Origin of the sequence: Acidovorax sp. LjRoot38 (assembly GCF_964252975.1) — a bacterium.
GTDB classification, from domain to species: domain Bacteria; phylum Pseudomonadota; class Gammaproteobacteria; order Burkholderiales; family Burkholderiaceae_C; genus Acidovorax; species Acidovorax facilis.
In genome coordinates, this window is the sequence record NZ_CAXUPT020000015.1 from 77,560 (window position 1) to 94,148 (window position 16,589).

The following is a 16,589-nucleotide window of genomic DNA, read 5'->3' on the forward strand; positions in this document are numbered from 1 at the left end:
TTTTCACACGCCTCCGCCGCGCGGAACGCGCCCTGGCTTCGACCGGCCCAGTCCGAGCGGGCACGGGTAGGACGATATGTGCACGCTGGTAGACGGTCCTGCACCGCCAAGCAACCAGCCCGCGATGTTCACGCCCTTCGATACCGGAGCGCACCCAAGCCAGTGCACCCGTGGAACCGGCTCTGCCGGGCCACTGGGTGCGTCCCCCTCCGGGGGAAGGCGCGCAGCGCCTCAGGGGGGGTTCAGCCCTTCCAGGGCAGTTCGCGTGCGGGCCCCTGGATGACGGGCGGCTGGGCGTTGATCTTCTCACCCGCCAGCACGCGCTCGTACATGCGCAGGTAGTTGCGGGCCATGCGCTCGGCGCCGAAGTGATCGACCACATGCTGGTGACAGGCGCGGGCGTCAAAGCGGTTGTTGCGCACCGCCTCGGCCAGCACGGAGGCTTCGGCCGACAGCACGCCGCAGTGCACCGGCACCAGCTCGGGCAATGCGCCGTAGGGCGTGGAAAACACCGGGCAGCCGAAGTACAGGCTTTCGATCACGGCCAGGCCAAAGGGCTCGTGCCAGCGCACCGGAAAGATCAGCCCGCGCGAGGCATTGAGCAGGCTGGTCTTCTGCGAGCCGCCCACCATGCCGTGAAAGTGGATCTTGCGCGACAGCGTCCAGCGAAAGCCGCGCTTGAAGTTGATGCGGTCTCCGCCCAGCACGTCCAGCTCCACGCCAGCCATCTTGGCCACCTTGATCGCGCCGCGCACGTTCTTCACGCCCCAGGCCGCCTTGCCCAGAAAGTGGTAGTGGGGCCGTGGGCGGTCAAAGTCCACAGGGCCATAGCCGCTCCAATCGAGTCCGTTGTAGACAAACTCGGTGGAACCGTAACGCGCGGCGTGGTCACGCGAGAGGAACACGGTGTTCAGCGGCAGCGGCTTGGGCTTGCGCGCGTTGCCGTGCTCGGTGACCAGATAGGGCCGGCTCAGCTCGGTGCGGGGGTTGAACTGGAAATGCGCAATGTCCACATCGGCCGGGATCTGGCCCTCCCAAGGTGCGTCGGGGCGGATGGGCAGCACATGGCCGAAGTCGCAGCTGGACCCGTCGGGCACCAGATAGCTCACGCGGTGACCGAGCTGCACCAGCGTCTTGCCCAGATCCCAGATCACACGCTCGGTACCGCCGTAGCCGTAGACGGGGATGGGGGAGTTGTTGATGAGCAGAATGTGCATAGGGAAATCTTTCGTCTCAGTTTTCCATGGCGCTAAGCGACACCCGCAATGCATGAAACCGGCGCGCTCCAAGCCAGCGCCCCCGTGCAAGGGCCGCCCCGCCGCACTGGGGGCGTCCCCCTCCCGCCTTGCGCAGCAAGGCGAGAGAGGGGGAAGGCCCGAAGCGACTCAGGGGGTGCTTCATCTAAAGCGGTCTTGGGCAGCCCATGCGCGTGCGCCGCTCGTGCAGGGCCGCCAGCACCAGGGGGCACATGAAGAGGTAGAACATGTTGCCGCTGTTGTGAGCCAGAAACACTTGCGTGAGCCCAAAACCGATGTACGACAGGGGCACCATCACACCCACCAGGCACAGCGAGAGCGACTCCTTGTCCATCTTGCCGGCACCGTCGCGAATGCGCCGCGCCGTGGGCCAGAACATCGCCAGCGGAATGCCGTAGAACGCCATGAGCAACAGCACGCCAGGCAGCCCGCGTTTGGCAAACAGGTCCAGGATTTCGTTGTGCGCATGGCCAAATTCGAGCACCACGGGATGCGCCAGCCCGGCGGCCACGCGCCGGGCCTTCTCGTCGGTGTACCCGGCCCGGCCCCAGCCGGTGAAGGGCCGGTCCCAGCCCATCTGCCACGCCAGGCGCCAATGCGCCAGCCGCTGGCCAACCGAGCTGCGGCCGTCACCGTGGTCCTTGTAGACCTGCACTTCCTGGCGCGCCTCGTCCACCCGCTGCTCCACCGCAGGCACCTGCGACAGCGCAGCCGCCGCCAGCGCCAGCGCACACAGGCCCCAGTACACGCGCCGCTGCCCGGTGGTGCGCACCAGCAGCCAGGCACACACGGGCAGCAACAGCACCAGCGCCAGCCAGCCGCCGCGCGACTGGGAGAGCACCGAGCCGGCAGCACCCAGCCCGATGGCGCTGGCCAGCAGCAACCGCTGCCACAGGCACCAGCGCTTCCATTGCACGACGAGCAGCAGGCCGCTCATCACGGCCAGCAGCATGCTCAGGTTGCCGTACTGGATGGCGTTGGTAAATCCATTGGCACGCGGCAGCTCCATCACGAAGGTCTGGTACAGCGCAACCAGCCCGCTGCCCACTGCGCCGACCGCCACCCCCATCCACAGCCAGGCGGCACGGGGCTCGAACGTCATCAGGAAAAAGATGCAAGGCAAGGCCAGGAGGTATTTGACCGGCCGATCCATGCTGCCCCAGCCCCAGGTGGCGCCCACATCCAGCATCCACAGCGCAGCCATGCACGAAAAAGCCGCCGTCAGCCACCAGGCGGCACGCGGCGCAGGGCGGCGCCACCACAGCGGCGCGCTGGCCAGCGTGGCCAGCAGCAGCAGCACGGCGCCGTAGGAATAGCCCGAGGGCAGCCACAGCGCCAGCCCCGGGACCATGAACGCGCCAATGCTGGCGCAACGGGAAAACCAGCGGTGGGTATCCTGCGGAGACGTCATCAGCGAATCACCCGCCCCGTCAGGCTGTCGCGGTCGTAGTGCAGGGCGGCGTACCGGAAAAAGCCCTCCAGCGCCACAAACAGGCAGTACAGAAAGCCCGCGCCGCCACACAAAAAGCCCAGCCGGAACACATATAGACGCACGAACATCGACCCGCCCGACGCCAGGCCCCGCAAGACCCCGCCGCGTTTGCCCGCCTCCGCCCGCTTGGCGGCACCGAGCATCACGTACTGGGTAAGCTTCTCCAGGCTGCCGCGCACCGTGGTGCGGGAGTAGTGCAGCAGCCGAGCCTTGATGAGGCGACGCGGCACCGCTGCGCCACCGGGCAGGGCATGGAGCTGGGCCTGCTCGTGCACCACCCCGGTGTATTCCTTCACCAGCGCACGCACAAACAGGCGCTCGATCTGCGACTGCGACCGGAAATACTTGAGCTCGTGCCCATAGGCCACCATGCGCCAGCGGATGGTCCACACTGCCTGCTCGCCCGAACGGACGATGGCCTGCAGCTCCTGCGCAAACGCGGGTGTCATCACCTCGTCAGCGTCGAGGAAAAACACATAGTCGCCGCGCGAATGCGCCAGCAGCCGGTTGCGCTGCACGGCAAAGCCCTGCCAGTCGGGATAGCTGTGGACTTCGGCGCCCAGGCTTTGGGCGATGGCCACGGTGTTGTCCGTGCTGCCGCTGTCCACCACCAGCAGCTGGTCGGCGAACGCGGCGCTTTTCAGGCAGGCCTCAATACGGTGCGCCTCGTTGTGGGTCAGCACCGCCACGGTCAACGTGGGCGGCGCCGATGCGCCGCCGGTTCCCACGGGCATCAATCAGTGGCCAGCGTGTACGTGCTCGCCCGCCTTCAGGCGGTACACCGTGCCACAGTACGGGCACTTGGCCTCGCCGGTGCGGGCCACATCCAGGTACACCTTGGGGTGGCTGTTCCAGATTTTCATATCGGCCTTGGGGCTGGGGCAGAAAACCCCACCCTGGGCATTGAGGTCCTTGGCCAGGAGTTCGATGGCGGCTTGGGACATGGTGTTCAGACTTTCGCGAGCCAGTGGGCGTAGTTGGAGTTGCGGCCGTTGACGATGTCAAAGAAGGCGCTCTGGATTTTTTCGGTGATGGGGCCGCGTGATCCGCTGCCCAGCTCGATCCGGTCGAGTTCGCGAATGGGCGTCACTTCAGCGGCCGTGCCGGTGAAGAAGGCTTCGTCGGCGATGTAGACCTCGTCGCGCGTGATGCGCTTTTGCACGATCTCCAGGCCCAGGTCCTTGGCGATGTGGAACACGGTGTTGCGGGTGATGCCGTTGAGGGCACCGGCCGACAGGTCGGGCGTGTAGATCACGCCGTTCTTGATGACAAAGATGTTTTCGCCCGCACCTTCGGACACAAAACCCGAGCTGTCGAGCAGCAGTGCTTCGTCGTAGCCGTCGTCCAGCGCTTCCATGTTGGCGAGGATGGAATTGGTGTAGTTGCTCACCGCCTTGGCCTGCGTCATGGTGATGTTGACGTGGTGGCGGGTGTAGCTGCTGGTCTTGACGCGGATGCCGCGCTTCATGCCTTCTTCGCCCAGGTAGGCGCCCCAGGCCCAGGCGGCCACCATGAGGTGGATCTGGTTGCCCTTGGGCGAAACACCCAGCTTTTGCGAGCCGATCCAGGTCAATGGACGCAGATAGCAGGATTCGAGCTTGTTTTCACGCACCACAGCCTTCTGGGCTTCGTTCACTTCTTCCTTGGTGAACGGGATCTTCATGCGCAGGATCTTGGCGCTGTTGAAGAGGCGGTCTGTGTGCTCTTCCAGGCGGAAGATCGCCGTGCCGTTGGCGGTGTTGTACGCGCGCACGCCTTCGAAGGCGCCGCAGCCGTAATGCAGGGTGTGGGTCAGCACATGGATCTTGGCGTCGCGCCAATCGACCATCTGGCCGTCCATCCAGATCTTGCCGTCACGGTCGGCCATCGAGGGAACTACGGGGCTCATGGGAATCCTTTGGTTGCTGTGGGTCGCAAAACCGGGATTTTACGGGGCCGCAGCGGGCCAGGAACCGAGGCACCAGGGTGCAGTGCAGCAAATGGTGCCCCGCCAAGGGCAAGGGCCTGTGCAGCGGTCAGCCTTGGGGGGGAGTGGCGGCCGCTTCGCCCTCCGGCCGCACCAGCGTCCATTTCACCAATTTGCCATGGCGAAACTCGCAGGTCACATGCGACTGTGTGCCGTCTGTCCAGCGGTACACCTCGGGGTCAGCGCCCTCGGGCGACAGCAGTTCCCCCAGCGCCTGCGTCATGGCCACCACATGCATCAGGTTCACGCCCTCAGCCAGCCGGGCATTGAGCATGACCGCACTGCCCACATAGCCGATGGGGCGCTTGGCGGCCTTCTTCATCACATTCACCAGCCGCGTGAAATGCAGCAGGGCCCACATGACCAGCCCGCCCACCACGGCCGCCACACCGGCCCAGCCGTAGGCTGTAAAACCAAACCCGACCAGGGCCACCGCCCCCAGGGGCACCAGGATATTGCGCAGATTCATAGGCTGGGATTGTCTTACGGCCTCAACCGTGTGTGGCTGTGGGCATTGCTTACAAGCCCCGCACGACGTTCATGGCCTCTTCCACCCGCTCCACCGCGTGGATGGTCAGCCCCTCAATGGGTTTCTTGGGCGCATTGGCCTTGGGCACCACGGCCACACTGAAACCGAGCTTGGCAGCCTCCTTCAGGCGCTCCTGGCCGCGGGGCGCGGGCCGCACCTCGCCCGCCAGCCCCACCTCGCCGAACGCCAGAAAGCCGCGCGGCAGCGCCTTGCCGCGCAGGCTGGAGGTGATGGACAGCATCACCGCCAGGTCGGCCGCTGGCTCGCTGATGCGCACGCCGCCCACGGCGTTCACGAACACGTCCTGGTCCATGCAGGCCACGCCCGCGTGGCGGTGCAGCACGGCCAGCAGCATGGCCAGGCGGTCCTTGTCCAGGCCCACGGACAGACGCCGCGGGCTGGGGCCACCGCTGTCCACCAGGGCCTGGATCTCCACCAGCAGCGGGCGTGTGCCCTCCAGCGTCACCATCACGCAGCTGCCGGGCACGGGCTCGGAATGCTGGCTCAAAAAGATGGCGCTGGGGTTGCTCACGCCCTTGAGGCCTTTCTCGGTCATCGCAAACACGCCGATTTCGTTGACCGCGCCGAAGCGGTTCTTGATGGCCCGCACCAGGCGGAACTGGCTGTGCGTGTCGCCTTCGAAGTACAGCACCGTGTCCACCATGTGCTCCAGCACGCGCGGCCCAGCCAGCGCACCTTCCTTGGTCACATGGCCCACCAGCACGATGGCCACGCCCGAGGCCTTGGCACAACGCGTGAGGTGCGCCGCACATTCGCGCACCTGCGCCACGGAGCCGGGCGCGGACGTGAGCTGGTCGGAGTACACGGTCTGGATCGAGTCGATCACGGCCACCGCAGGCTGCATGGACTCGATGGTCGCCAGGATCTTTTCGAGCTGAATCTCGGCCAGCACGTTGACCTGGCTATGGTCCAGCCCCAGGCGGCGCGAGCGCAGGGCCACCTGGGCACCGCTTTCCTCACCCGTCACATACAAGGTGGGCAGCCCTGCGCGCTGAAGCGCATCCAGCGCCTGCAGCAGCAGGGTGGACTTGCCAATGCCCGGGTCGCCACCGATCAGTACCACGCCGCCTTCGACAATGCCGCCGCCCAGCACCCGGTCCAGCTCGTCGATGCCGCTCGGTGTGCGCTCCACATCGCTGGCCTCGATGGCCGACAGCGGCATCACGGCCTGCGCCTGTGCCAGGCCCGCAAACTGCGATCCGCTGTAGCGGTTCTTGCCCGGCCCGGCCTCGGCCACCGATTCGATCAGCGTGTTCCAGGCGCCGCAGGCCGGGCATTTGCCCAGCCAGCGCGGGCTGGTGCCGCCGCATTCGGTGCAGGTGAACGTGGTTTTTTCTTTGGCCATGGTGGGTGGGTGTGGGCAGACTCAAAAGCGGGGCAGCCGACTATAGCGGCCATGCCCACTGGAATAGCAACAGCCCGTACGATGGCGGGCTTGGCACTGCCGCATGGAGTTCAGATTGCAGACACCCGTCAACCCTTTCAAACAGGCCATGGCCCAGGGCCAAGCGCAGATCGGCCTGTGGCTGGCCCTGGCCGATGCTTACAGCGCAGAAATCATCGCGGGCACCGGCTACGACTGGCTGCTGGTCGATGGCGAACATGCGCCCAATGACCTGCGCTCCATCCTGCATCAGCTGCAGGCCATTGCCAGCGCCAGCAGCGCCCTGCCGCCCGGCGCGCAGGCGCCCCACCCCATTGCGCGCGTGCCCGTGGGCGACACCGCACTGATCAAACAGTACCTGGATATCGGCGCCCAAACCCTGCTGGTGCCCATGGTGGACACCGCCGAGCAGGCACAGCAAATGGTGCGCGCCACGCGCTACGCGCCCGAGGGCGTGCGCGGCATGGGCAGCGCCCTCGCCCGCACGTCGCGCTGGCAGGCCTACCCCCAGTATGTGCACGAGGCCAACCAGCAGATCTGCTTGCTGGTGCAGGCCGAGACGGTGGAAGCCATGACCCACCTCGATGCGATTGCCGCCACCCCCGGCGTGGACGGCGTGTTTATCGGCCCGGCCGACCTGTCGGCTTCCATGGGCCACCCCGGCAACCCGGGGCACCCTGACGTGCAGGCCGCCATCCACGACGGCATCACCCGCATCCTGCGTGCGGGCAAGGCGCCAGGCATTCTGGCCACCACCGAATCCCAGGCGCGCCAGTGGCTGGCAGCGGGCGCACTGTTTGTGGCCGTGGGCGTGGACACCATGCTGCTGGCCAGCGCTGCGCAGAATCTGCTGGCGCGCTTTCGCGCCGACGCTGGGGGCACACCAGCGCGCCCCGCGGGCTACTGAAGCCCACAAGACACCACACACCGATTCACCACGACACTCACCGGAAGACAAAGGCACGACCACCATGAAAGTTTGTATTTACGGCGCAGGCGCCATCGGAGGTTGGCTGGGCGTGGCCCTGGCGCAAGCGGGCCACCCGGTCAGCATGGTGGCGCGCGGCGACACGCTGCGCGCCCTGCAGGCCGACGGGCTGCGCATGCGGCGCGCGGACGGCACGCTGGCGCAGGTGCCCGTCACGGCCCACAGCGACCCGACAGCGCTGGGCGTGCAAGACCTGGTCGTGGTCGCCGTCAAGGCCCCGGGCCTGCCCGACGTGGCGCGTGCCATGGCGCCGCTGATCGGGCCGGACACCATCGTGCTCACCGCCATGAACGGCGTGCCGTGGTGGTTTCTCGACGGCTTCGGCGGCGCCGCGCAGGGGCGTGCCCTCGAATCCGTGGACGCGGGCGGCGTGATTGCCCAGGCCATCCCGGCGCGCAACGTGGTGGGCAGCGTGGTGCACACCAGCTGCTCGCTGGAGGCTCCGGGCTTCGTCAAACAACACTTTGGCAACCGCCTCATCGTGGGCGAGCCGGACGGCAGCCAGAGCGCGCGCCTGCAAGCGCTGGCCGACACGCTGCAGCGCGGTGGCATCGATGTGGAGGTGAGCAGCTGCATCCAGAAGGACATCTGGTTCAAGCTGTGGGGCAACCTCACCATGAACCCCATCAGCGCGCTCACCGGCGCCACTACCGACCGCATCCTGGACGACGAGCTGGTGCGCGGTTTTGTGAGCGCCGTGATGCTGGAAGCCAAGGCCATCGGCGACAAGCTGGGCCTGCCGATTAACCAGCAGCCCGAGGACCGCCACGCCGTCACACGCAAGCTGGGCGCGTTCAAGACCTCGATGCTGCAGGATGTGGAAGCGAACAAGCCCATGGAGATCGACGCCCTGGTGGGCGCGGTGCGCGAGCTGGGCCAGATCACCGGCACGCCCACGCCCCACACCGGCGCGCTGCTGGGCCTGGTGCGGCTGATGGCACGCACGCGCAAGCTTTACTGAAAAATTCAAGCCAAGCTGGCCTCCAGCGCTTATCCAAAAAGCGCTTATAGCTACTCAATTTATAGCAAACAACCTATGACCAACCTGACCCTTTACTACACCCCTGGCACCTGCGCGCAAGCCGTGCGCATCGGCCTGGAAGAAGCGGGCGCTCCCTATGACCTTGTGCGCGTGGACTTTGCCGCTGCCCAGCAACGCACGCCCGAGTACCTGGCCGTCAACCCCAAGGGCCGCGTCCCCGCGCTGGTCACGCCACACGGCACTTTGACCGAAACACCCGCGCTGCTGGCTTATGTGGCTCAGAGCTTTCCCGAGGCACGCCTGGCCCCCACCGATGCCCATGGCTTTGCACGCATGCAGGAGTTCCACAGCTACCTCGCCTCCACCGTGCATATCGCCCACGCCCACCGCCCCCGCGCCAGCCGCTGGGCCGATGAGCCCGAAGCCCAGGCGGCGATGCAGCGAAAGGTGCCGCAGAACATGACCGAGTGCTTCAACCTTATCGAAAGCCACTATCTGCCCAAAGCGGACCAGGGCCCCTGGGTCATGGGCGAGCAGTACACCGTGGCAGACGGTTACCTGTTCACCATTGGCACCTGGCTAAAAAGCGACGGCGTGGACATCGCCTCGTTCCCGAAGGTGTTTGCACACACCCAGCGCATGCTGGAGCGCCCGGCAGTGCAGCGCGCGCTAGCCTGAATTTCCCAGGCACCAAACATCACCGCCGCTAGAGTGCGCGGCTTTTGAGACTGGCGCGGCCCAGGCCAGGGCCGCCGCGCAAGGGCCCCCCCGCCGCGCTGGCGGCGTCCCCCTTCCCGAATTGTTCAGCAATTCGAGAGAAGGGGGAAGGCGCGAAGCGCCTCAGGGGGTTGTCACTCTCAATTCACCTTCAAATACCGCCAATCAATCCGGTTGTCCGCCCGATGGATGATCTCCACCTTCTTCGTCCCCGCCCACGGGATCACCTGGTTGTACAGCGGGATGTGCGACACCAGCTCGTGCTCCTTGATCAGCGCCTGCTCGATCAGGCTGTTACGCGTGGCGGTGTCCGTTTCCTTCTTCACACGCTCGATCAGCGCATCCATCTGCGGGTCCGAAAAGCGGCCCAGGTTGAAGTTGCCATCCCCACCCGCGCCGGGCGAGCGCACCAGCGACTGCAGGCTGTAGAACGCGTCAAACGTGGGCACGCCCCATCCCAGCAGGTAGATACTGGCTTCGTTGCGCTGGATCATCGGGAAGTAGGTGGCAAACGGCAACGAGCGCAGCTTGGCTTTAACGCCCACCTTGGCCCAATGTGACGTGATGGCCTGGCACAGCTGCTCGTCGTTGATGTAGCGGCCCGCGCTGCAGGCAAAGTCCACCTCAAACCCGTTGGGGTAGCCCGCATCGGCCAGCAGCTTTTGCGCGGCCTTGGGGTCGAAGGGGTAGCGCACATCGGCCTTCTTAGTCCAGCCGTTGACCTGGTTGGCAATCAGCGTGCCCGTGGGCTGGGCCAGGCCGCGCAGCACCACGCGCTGGATGGACTGGATGTCAATCGCCTGGTACAGCGCCTTGCGCACGCGCAGGTCTTTCAGCGGGTTCTTGCCCTTCACATCCGAGCCGGGCAGCTCGTCGCGGAACTGGTCCAGACCCAGGAAGATAGTGCGGTACTCCGGCCCTTCGAGCACCTGCAGGGTGGGCGTCTGCTTGATGCGCGCCAAGTCTTGCAGGCTGGGGTCGATCACAAAGTCAATCTCACCCGACAGCAGCGCCGCCGTGCGCGTGGCGTCGGCCTTGATGGGGGTGTAGACGATCTCGGTCAGGTTGGTGGGGTACTTGCCCTTGCCCCACCAGTGCGGGTTGGGCTCCAGCACCACGCGCTGGTCGGGTGCCCACTGCTTGAGCTGGTACGGGCCGGTGCCCAGCGCATTGCGGTGGGCGTACGTTTCGTCCTTGGTCTTGATGTCCTTGGGCTCGACCGACTTGTTCTTTTCGGCCCAGGCGCGGCTCATGATGCGCAGCTCGGTCAGCTGGTTCACCAGCACCGGGTTGGGCAGGTCGGAGTGGATGTCGATGGTGTAGGCATCGACCTTTTCCACGCGGTCAATGCCCTGGGTGTAGACGGCGAAGTTGGAGGTCTTGGCCTTGGCCCGCTCCAGCGAGAACTTGGCGTCGTCGGCCGTGAACTCGCTGCCGTCGCTGAACTTCACGCCCTTGCGCAACGTCAGGCGCAGCTGCGTGGGCTTGATCAGCTTCCACTCGGTGGCGAGCGATGGCTCGGGTTTGAAGGTCTTGCTGTTGTATTCGACCAGCGTGTCGTACACCGCGCCGTGCATGGTGTTGTTCACGCCCACGTTCTGGGTGTGGATGTCCCAGGTGGAAATATCCACCGAGCGGGACCAGCGGAAGGTCTTGGCCTGCACAGCCATCGGAAGCGCCGTGGCCAGCGCGGCCGCGAGCAAGAGGGTCTTGAAACGCATGGGGGAATCACTCCAGGTCAGTCAGTCCCCCACTATGGCGCAAGTCGCTTCTCCGTGTAACGAACTTGTATTTGTTAGCTTAGAACCATCACCATGGCCAAACCCATCATCGTGACGGCCGTGCCAGCGTCCAGCACCCGCCACGCACCGGGCGATGCGAACAAAGGCGCCAGCCAGCGCGAGCCAAACCCGAGGGTCAGGAACCACAAGGCGCTGGCCAGCGAGCCCCCGGCGGCAAAGGTGGCACGGCCCCAGGTAGGGTACGGGGTGGCCATGGTGCCCAGCAGCAGCACGGTGTCCAGGTACACATGCGGGTTCAGCCAGGTCAGCGCCAGCACCGTGAGCACGATAGTGCGCAGGCTGGCGCCCGGCCCGTTGGCGGACACCAGCAGCTGGGCAGGCTTGAAGGCCCGGCTGGCGGCCTGCACGGCGTAGGCGGCCAGGAAGAGCGCGCCCGCCCAGCGCATGAACTGCGCCCACTCGGGCCGCGCCAGCAGCACCCCGCCCATGCCCCACACGCCCGCCTGCAACAGCAACGCATCGGACAGCGCGCACACCAGCACCACCGGCATCACATGCTCGCGCCGCAGGCCCTGGCGCAGCACAAACGCGTTTTGTGCGCCAATGGCCATGATCAGAAGGGCCGTCGAAGTGAATCCGTGAAGAAAGGCAGTGGTGCTCATGGGCGTGGATTGTGGGGATCGCATTCTCGTCACGCCAGCTATACTTTTTAACGATCCGTCAAAATGGCTAACGCACCATGCGCCTCGACTCTGCCCAGCTCAACGCCTTTGCCACCGTGATCGACGAGGGCAGCTTCGAGCGGGCCGCCGCCGTGCTGCACGTCACCCGCTCGGCGGTTTCGCAGCGTGTGAAGCTGCTCGAAGAACGCGTGGGCCAGGTGCTGGTGCGCCGCGCCACGCCCTGCACACCCACCGAAGCCGGGCAGGCGCTGTACCGGCATGCACGCGAAGTGGCACTGAGCGAGACCGACGCGCTGGCCACCATTGGCGGTGGGCAGCACACGTCCACGCGCCTGGCCATTGGCGTCAATGCCGACTCGCTGGCCACCTGGTTCCCGCACGCCATGGCCCAGGCAGCCGAGGGCCAGAGCATCACCTTCGACATCCATGTGGAGGACCAGGACCATTCAGCCAACCTGCTGCGCGAAGGCCGCGTGATGGCCGCCGTGACGGCCGACCCGCAACCCGTGCAGGGCTGCAAGGTGCTCCCGCTGGGCACGCTGCGCTACCGGGCGCTGGCCAGCCCCGCGTTCATGCAGCGCTACTTTTCCCAGGGGGTGACCGCTGCTGCGCTGGCTACGGCGCCCATGCTGGTGTTCAACCGCAAGGATGCGCTGCAGGCCCGGCTTGTGGGGCGCATCACGCGCCGCAAACTCACGCCGCCCGTGCACTGGCTGCCCGAGGCAAACGCGTTTGTCATGGCCACCCGGGCCGGGCTGGGTTGGGGCATGACGCCCGACCCGATGGTGCAGCACGACCTGGAGGCCGGCACGCTGGTCGAGTTGCTTCCGGGCAAGCCGGTGGACGTGCCGCTGTACTGGCAATCCTGGCGCCTGAACGTGCAGGCGCTGCATCACATGACCGAAGCAGTGCAGCGGGCGGCAGGGCTTACCCTGCTGCGCTGAGTAGTCCAGTGAACCTGAAAAATCGACGGTACGCCGGTGCTCCAAGGGGTGCGGGGCTGGGCGCAGGCCGCAGTCAAGGCTGGCCGCCTTGACAAGGACTGCAACGCTGCACTGCGACTCGAGGGGCCCCGGCCCTTTGGGTGAGTGCCTCGCCGCCCCGCATGCGTCGTTGCCGTGCTCGCCGGGTATTCAACCCGGCTGCGCCCGCCGCCTAGCATGCGGGGCGGCTAGGTACTCACGTACCGCCGATTTTTCAGGCTCACTGGACTAAGTCTTCGTGGTGGTCAGCGGCGCCCCGTTTCCAGTAGGCGGAGATGCGCATGCGCTTGGCATCCACACCCGGCTTGGCGAGCATGGCGCGGCGCACGGCGGACATCTCGCTGTGTTCGCCGGCAGCCCAGACAAACCCGGCGCCGGTTGGCAGGGCCAGCGCTTCCACGGCGGCGGGCAGCGCGCTCACCCATTTCAGGTCGAGCTGTGCCGCACTGGCCAGCACGCGCTGGTCGGCTGGGTTGCGCACCTGGATGCGCACCGTGGCCTGGGTGTGGGCGGGCAGCTCGGCCAGGCGGCGGGCGATGGCGGGCAGCGCGGTTTCGTCGCCCAGCAGCCAGTGCCAGTCAAACCCGGTGGGTACCACCATGCTGCCGCGGGGCCCGGCAATGCCCACCCACTGGCCGACGGCGGCACTGGCGGCCCAGTCAGTGGCGGGGCCTGCGTCGTGCAGGGCGACTTCGATGTCCAGCTCGCCCGTGGCGGCGTCATAACGTGCAGGGGTGTAGTCGCGCAGCACGGGGCGCGGATCGGGGAAAACCGGGCGGCCGTTGTGCAGGGACGGCAGCGAGGGGCGCTCCTGGCCCGGCTGAGGCAGGATGAGCTTGAGATGGTCGTCGAACCCCGCGCTCACAAACCCGGCCAGCTCGGGCCCGGCCAGGGTGAGCCGCACGAAACCGGGGCTGACGGCGGTGCGCCGCACCACCTGGAGGTGGCGGGCTTGCAATGGGTGGCGGACGCGTTCGACGGCAAGGTGTGCGGAGTCAACCGGGGGAGTGGCGGTAGGCAGAGGTGCGTTCATGGCTTAATATGTTGATTTAGTCAACCAATGATCTTCGCATTGGTTGATTTTGTCAACCACATATCGCCATGACCACCCACGCACCCGCCGATGTCTTTGAAGCCATGCACGACCTGCTGCATGTCTACCGGGCGCACATGGTGCGCACGATGGCCGCCATCCACCCCGACCTGACGCACAACGAAGTGCGGGCGCTGATGTTCGTGGGGCGCCACCCTGGCACCACGCAGCGCGAACTGGTGGCGCACAGCGGTGCCGACAAGGCACAGGTGGCCCGCATGGTGGGGATGCTGCAGGACAAGGGTTGGCTGGAGAGCGCACCGAATGCCGAGGACAAGCGCAGCCGCTGCCTGCGCCTGAGCGCCCAGGGTGCGACCCTGCACCAGGCGCTACGCGACGCCCGCCGGGGGCTGGCGGCGTCGCTGCTCAAGGGGTGTGACGACGCCACGCAGGCCCAGCTGCTCGCCCTGCTGGCACAGGTGCGCAGCAACCTGGACGCCATCGACACCGGCTGCCAGGGCGGCCGGGACTGCCGCAGCTAGCGACGGGAAGGGAGGTGCAGGAGGCCCGCCCCCGCTCCAAGAGGGAAAAATGATGAAAACCGGGGCCTAGCGCCTTATGGATATACATTTATAGCTATTAATTTAGTAGCATTTCATCTTTTCCATCACTGCCCCTGGATCACCCGCACGGCCTGGGGCAGCGACTGCACGCCGGGCATGAAATGGTCGATGGTGGCGCCCAGCACCACGGCGCAGACCAGCGCGCCCAGCAGCGGCTTCCAGGTCAGGCGCACGGCAGCCGTGAGCCAGCCCTCGCGCTCCACGCCCACAGCGGCACGGGCGGTGGCCACCGAGAAGGCGATCTCTACCGCCACGGTCAGCAGCACGTCCCAGCCAAAGAACAGCATGGCCAGCGAGCCCGCGCCAAAGATGATCGCCGCGCCGATGAGAAAAATCGCCACCACGGGCACCACCACCACCGCGCCTTCGTCGGCGCTGCCAATGGCGTCGGCGGCGCCGCTGGCCAGGTCGCCCAGCGCGCTGGAATCGCTGCCCGAGCCCCCGCTGGACAGGCCCTGCGTCCACGCACCGCCAAAGTCACCGGATGCGCCGCCGCCGCCAAAATCACCGCCGCCGGTGCGCGGCACCGGCACCTGGCCACTGCCGCCAGACGAGGAGCCACTGGGCCAGGACACATCGGGCACGTCCAGGCTGCTGCCATCGCCCCCTTTGTCCCGGTCCGACCGTACCAGCCGCGCCGCCCAGGCCCGCAGCACCAGCAGGTAGCCCAGGTAGCCGACCGAGAGGGTCACGAAATACCGCAGCGCCAGCGACTCCACGCCCAGCAGCATCTGCACATGGGAGGTGCACCACATCAGCAGCAGCGTGAAGCTGCCGATCAGCAGCCCATGCCAGCGCAGGCTGTAGCGCTGCTGCAGGGTGCGCGCCACCGTGCCGTGGTGCGGCATGCGCACGGAGCGCCAGGTGGAGGTTTTCTTCTTGCTGTTGCTGCTGCGGTCGCTGCGGGAAGTGGCCATGGAGGGAACGCCTGCGGTGAAAAGTGGGTGGTCGCCGGCCGCATGTTCGGCCAGAACCGCGCCATTTCACACCAGTTTGCCGCGCCGCTGCAGCCCAGCATACGGCCGTGCGTGAACTTGTCGATGAATCAGGCGCTGCCGTCCACCGACACCGGCACCCGCTGGGCCAGCGCCGTCAGCAGCTCCCAGCTCACGGTGCCCGCAGCGGCGGCCACCTCGTCCACACCCAGCACCGTGCCGTTGCTGGCCTGGCCCCACAGCGTGACTTCCGCGCCAAACCCTGCGGCCACGCCCGCCTGCTGCAGCGGCGTGAGATCCACCGTGATCATGTCCATGCTCACCCGCCCCACCAGCCGCGTACGGATGCCGTTGACCAGCACGGGTGTGCCGGTGTCGCAGTGGCGCGGGTAGCCGTCGGCATAGCCGCAGGCCGCCACGCCAATCAAGAGCGGCCCCTCGGCCGTGAAGCGCGAGCCATAGCCCACGGTGTCGCCCGCCTGCAGCTGCTGCGTAGCGATGAGGCGGGTGGCGAGGGTCATGGTGGGGCGCATGCCCCAGTGGGTGGCGGTGTGCTCCGGGTAGTCGGGGGCGCTGCCATACAGCGCGATGCCGGCCCGCACCCAGTCGGCACGCACGCGTGCGTCCGCCGCATGGCGCAGGGTGGCGGCGCTGTTGCTCAGCGTGCGCTCACCCGGCAGGTCTTGCGCTGCGGTGTTGAACACGGCCAGCTGGTGCGCCACGCCCCGGGGGCCATCGGCGTCGCTGAAGTGGGTCATGAACGAAATTTCGTCCACCTGCGGCAGCGCATTGAGGCGCGCCCAGGCCGCGCGAAAGCGCTGGGGCGCAAAGCCCAGGCGGTTCATGCCCGAGTTCATCTTGAGGAACACACGGTGCGGCACCTGCGTCTTGTGGGCGGCCAGCATGTCGATCTGCTCGTCGCAATGCACTGCGTGCCACAGGCCCAGGCGCGAACACAGCTCCAGGTCACGCGGCTCGAACACGCCTTCGAGTAGCAGGATGGGCCCGCGCCAGCCCAGGTGGCGCACGCGCTCGGCCTCGGCCAGGTCCAGCAGCGCGAAACCGTCGGCGCCGCGCAGGCCTTCGTACGCGCGCTCGATGCCGTGCCCGTAGGCATTGGCCTTGACCACGGCCCAGACCTTGGCATCAGGGGCCGCCTGTCGGACACGCTCCAGGTTGTGGTGCAGGGCGGCGGTGTGGATGGTGGCGGCAATGGGACGGGGCATGGGGTTTGACCGGGTGGGAAGCACCGGAT

General features: G+C 66.8%; 17 protein-coding genes. 5 read left to right on the forward strand and 12 right to left on the reverse strand.

Features of this window, described 5'->3' with window-relative positions; translation table 11 throughout:
- Positions 1–242: 242 nt before the first annotated feature.
- From ACSQ22_RS22010 to radA, 7 genes are all read right to left on the reverse strand, one after another.
- Positions 243–1,217 carry a glycosyltransferase gene (locus ACSQ22_RS22010; RefSeq protein WP_228897667.1) on the reverse strand — a complete coding sequence of 325 codons (975 nt, stop codon included), beginning with the start codon at positions 1,215–1,217 and terminating at the stop codon, positions 243–245.
- A 184-nt stretch (positions 1,218–1,401) separates the two neighbouring features.
- Positions 1,402–2,667, reverse strand: coding sequence for an O-antigen ligase family protein (locus ACSQ22_RS22015; RefSeq protein WP_055399862.1), 1,266 nt, complete (start codon positions 2,665–2,667; stop codon positions 1,402–1,404).
- The gene (locus ACSQ22_RS22020; RefSeq protein WP_436131536.1) at positions 2,667–3,482 is read right to left on the reverse strand and encodes a glycosyltransferase family 2 protein; all 816 of its coding nucleotides are present in this window, start codon (positions 3,480–3,482) and stop codon (positions 2,667–2,669) included. The genes ACSQ22_RS22015 and ACSQ22_RS22020 overlap by 1 nt, the downstream gene beginning before the upstream one ends.
- A 3-nt stretch (positions 3,483–3,485) precedes the next feature.
- Positions 3,486–3,692 (reverse strand): zinc-finger domain-containing protein, encoded by a 207-nt coding sequence (locus ACSQ22_RS22025; protein WP_055399857.1) that lies wholly within the window; start codon positions 3,690–3,692, stop codon positions 3,486–3,488.
- A gap of 5 nt (positions 3,693–3,697) precedes the next feature.
- Positions 3,698–4,636: a branched-chain amino acid transaminase gene (locus ACSQ22_RS22030; RefSeq protein ID WP_121421947.1), complete on the reverse strand. Its 939-nt coding sequence runs from the start codon at positions 4,634–4,636 to the stop codon at positions 3,698–3,700.
- A 127-nt stretch (positions 4,637–4,763) separates the two neighbouring features.
- Entirely contained in the window at positions 4,764–5,183 is a 420-nt protein-coding gene (locus ACSQ22_RS22035; protein ID WP_176887903.1) for a glycerate kinase, read from the reverse strand.
- 49 nt (positions 5,184–5,232) lie between these two features.
- Positions 5,233–6,609 (reverse strand): DNA repair protein RadA, encoded by a 1,377-nt coding sequence (gene radA, locus ACSQ22_RS22040; protein ID WP_121421946.1) that lies wholly within the window; start codon positions 6,607–6,609, stop codon positions 5,233–5,235.
- 115 nt (positions 6,610–6,724) lie between these two features.
- Here radA and hpaI point away from each other — a divergent pair, with 115 nt between their 5' ends.
- From hpaI to ACSQ22_RS22055, 3 genes are all read left to right on the forward strand, one after another.
- Positions 6,725–7,555 carry a 4-hydroxy-2-oxoheptanedioate aldolase gene (gene hpaI / locus ACSQ22_RS22045; RefSeq protein ID WP_436131569.1) on the forward strand — a complete coding sequence of 277 codons (831 nt, stop codon included), beginning with the start codon at positions 6,725–6,727 and terminating at the stop codon, positions 7,553–7,555.
- Positions 7,556–7,619: 64 nt separating this feature from the next.
- Positions 7,620–8,597, forward strand: a complete 978-nt coding sequence (locus tag ACSQ22_RS22050) for a 2-dehydropantoate 2-reductase (RefSeq protein WP_436131537.1) — start codon at positions 7,620–7,622, stop codon at positions 8,595–8,597.
- Positions 8,598–8,672: 75 nt separating this feature from the next.
- Positions 8,673–9,296: a glutathione S-transferase family protein gene (locus ACSQ22_RS22055; RefSeq protein WP_436131538.1), complete on the forward strand. Its 624-nt coding sequence runs from the start codon at positions 8,673–8,675 to the stop codon at positions 9,294–9,296.
- A 179-nt stretch (positions 9,297–9,475) separates the two neighbouring features.
- On the opposite strand, the gene ACSQ22_RS22060 is transcribed toward ACSQ22_RS22055, so the two are convergent.
- On the reverse strand, positions 9,476–11,056 hold the full coding sequence (locus tag ACSQ22_RS22060) for an ABC transporter substrate-binding protein (RefSeq protein ID WP_436131539.1): 1,581 nt from the start codon (positions 11,054–11,056) through the stop codon (positions 9,476–9,478).
- 74 nt (positions 11,057–11,130) lie between these two features.
- Complete coding sequence (locus ACSQ22_RS22065) at positions 11,131–11,739, reverse strand: LysE/ArgO family amino acid transporter (RefSeq protein WP_436131540.1); 609 nt, start codon at positions 11,737–11,739, stop codon at positions 11,131–11,133.
- A gap of 77 nt (positions 11,740–11,816) precedes the next feature.
- Here ACSQ22_RS22065 and ACSQ22_RS22070 point away from each other — a divergent pair, with 77 nt between their 5' ends.
- On the forward strand, positions 11,817–12,704 hold the full coding sequence (locus tag ACSQ22_RS22070) for a LysR family transcriptional regulator ArgP (protein WP_436131541.1): 888 nt from the start codon (positions 11,817–11,819) through the stop codon (positions 12,702–12,704).
- Between the two features lie 259 nt (positions 12,705–12,963).
- Here ACSQ22_RS22070 and ACSQ22_RS22075 read toward each other — a convergent pair whose 3' ends face one another.
- On the reverse strand, positions 12,964–13,776 hold the full coding sequence (locus ACSQ22_RS22075) for a siderophore-interacting protein (RefSeq protein WP_436131542.1): 813 nt from the start codon (positions 13,774–13,776) through the stop codon (positions 12,964–12,966).
- Between the two features lie 68 nt (positions 13,777–13,844).
- On the opposite strand from ACSQ22_RS22075, the gene ACSQ22_RS22080 reads away from it, so the two are divergent.
- Positions 13,845–14,318 carry a MarR family winged helix-turn-helix transcriptional regulator gene (locus ACSQ22_RS22080; RefSeq protein ID WP_218301257.1) on the forward strand — a complete coding sequence of 158 codons (474 nt, stop codon included), beginning with the start codon at positions 13,845–13,847 and terminating at the stop codon, positions 14,316–14,318.
- Between the two features lie 125 nt (positions 14,319–14,443).
- Here ACSQ22_RS22080 and ACSQ22_RS22085 read toward each other — a convergent pair whose 3' ends face one another.
- Both ACSQ22_RS22085 and alr read right to left on the reverse strand, forming a co-directional pair.
- Positions 14,444–15,316 carry a hypothetical protein gene (locus tag ACSQ22_RS22085; RefSeq protein ID WP_436131543.1) on the reverse strand — a complete coding sequence of 291 codons (873 nt, stop codon included), beginning with the start codon at positions 15,314–15,316 and terminating at the stop codon, positions 14,444–14,446.
- Between the two features lie 128 nt (positions 15,317–15,444).
- A complete protein-coding gene (gene alr, locus ACSQ22_RS22090; RefSeq protein ID WP_436131544.1) occupies positions 15,445–16,560 on the reverse strand; it encodes an alanine racemase in 1,116 nt (371 codons plus the stop codon).
- Between the last annotated feature and the right edge of the window lie 29 nt (positions 16,561–16,589).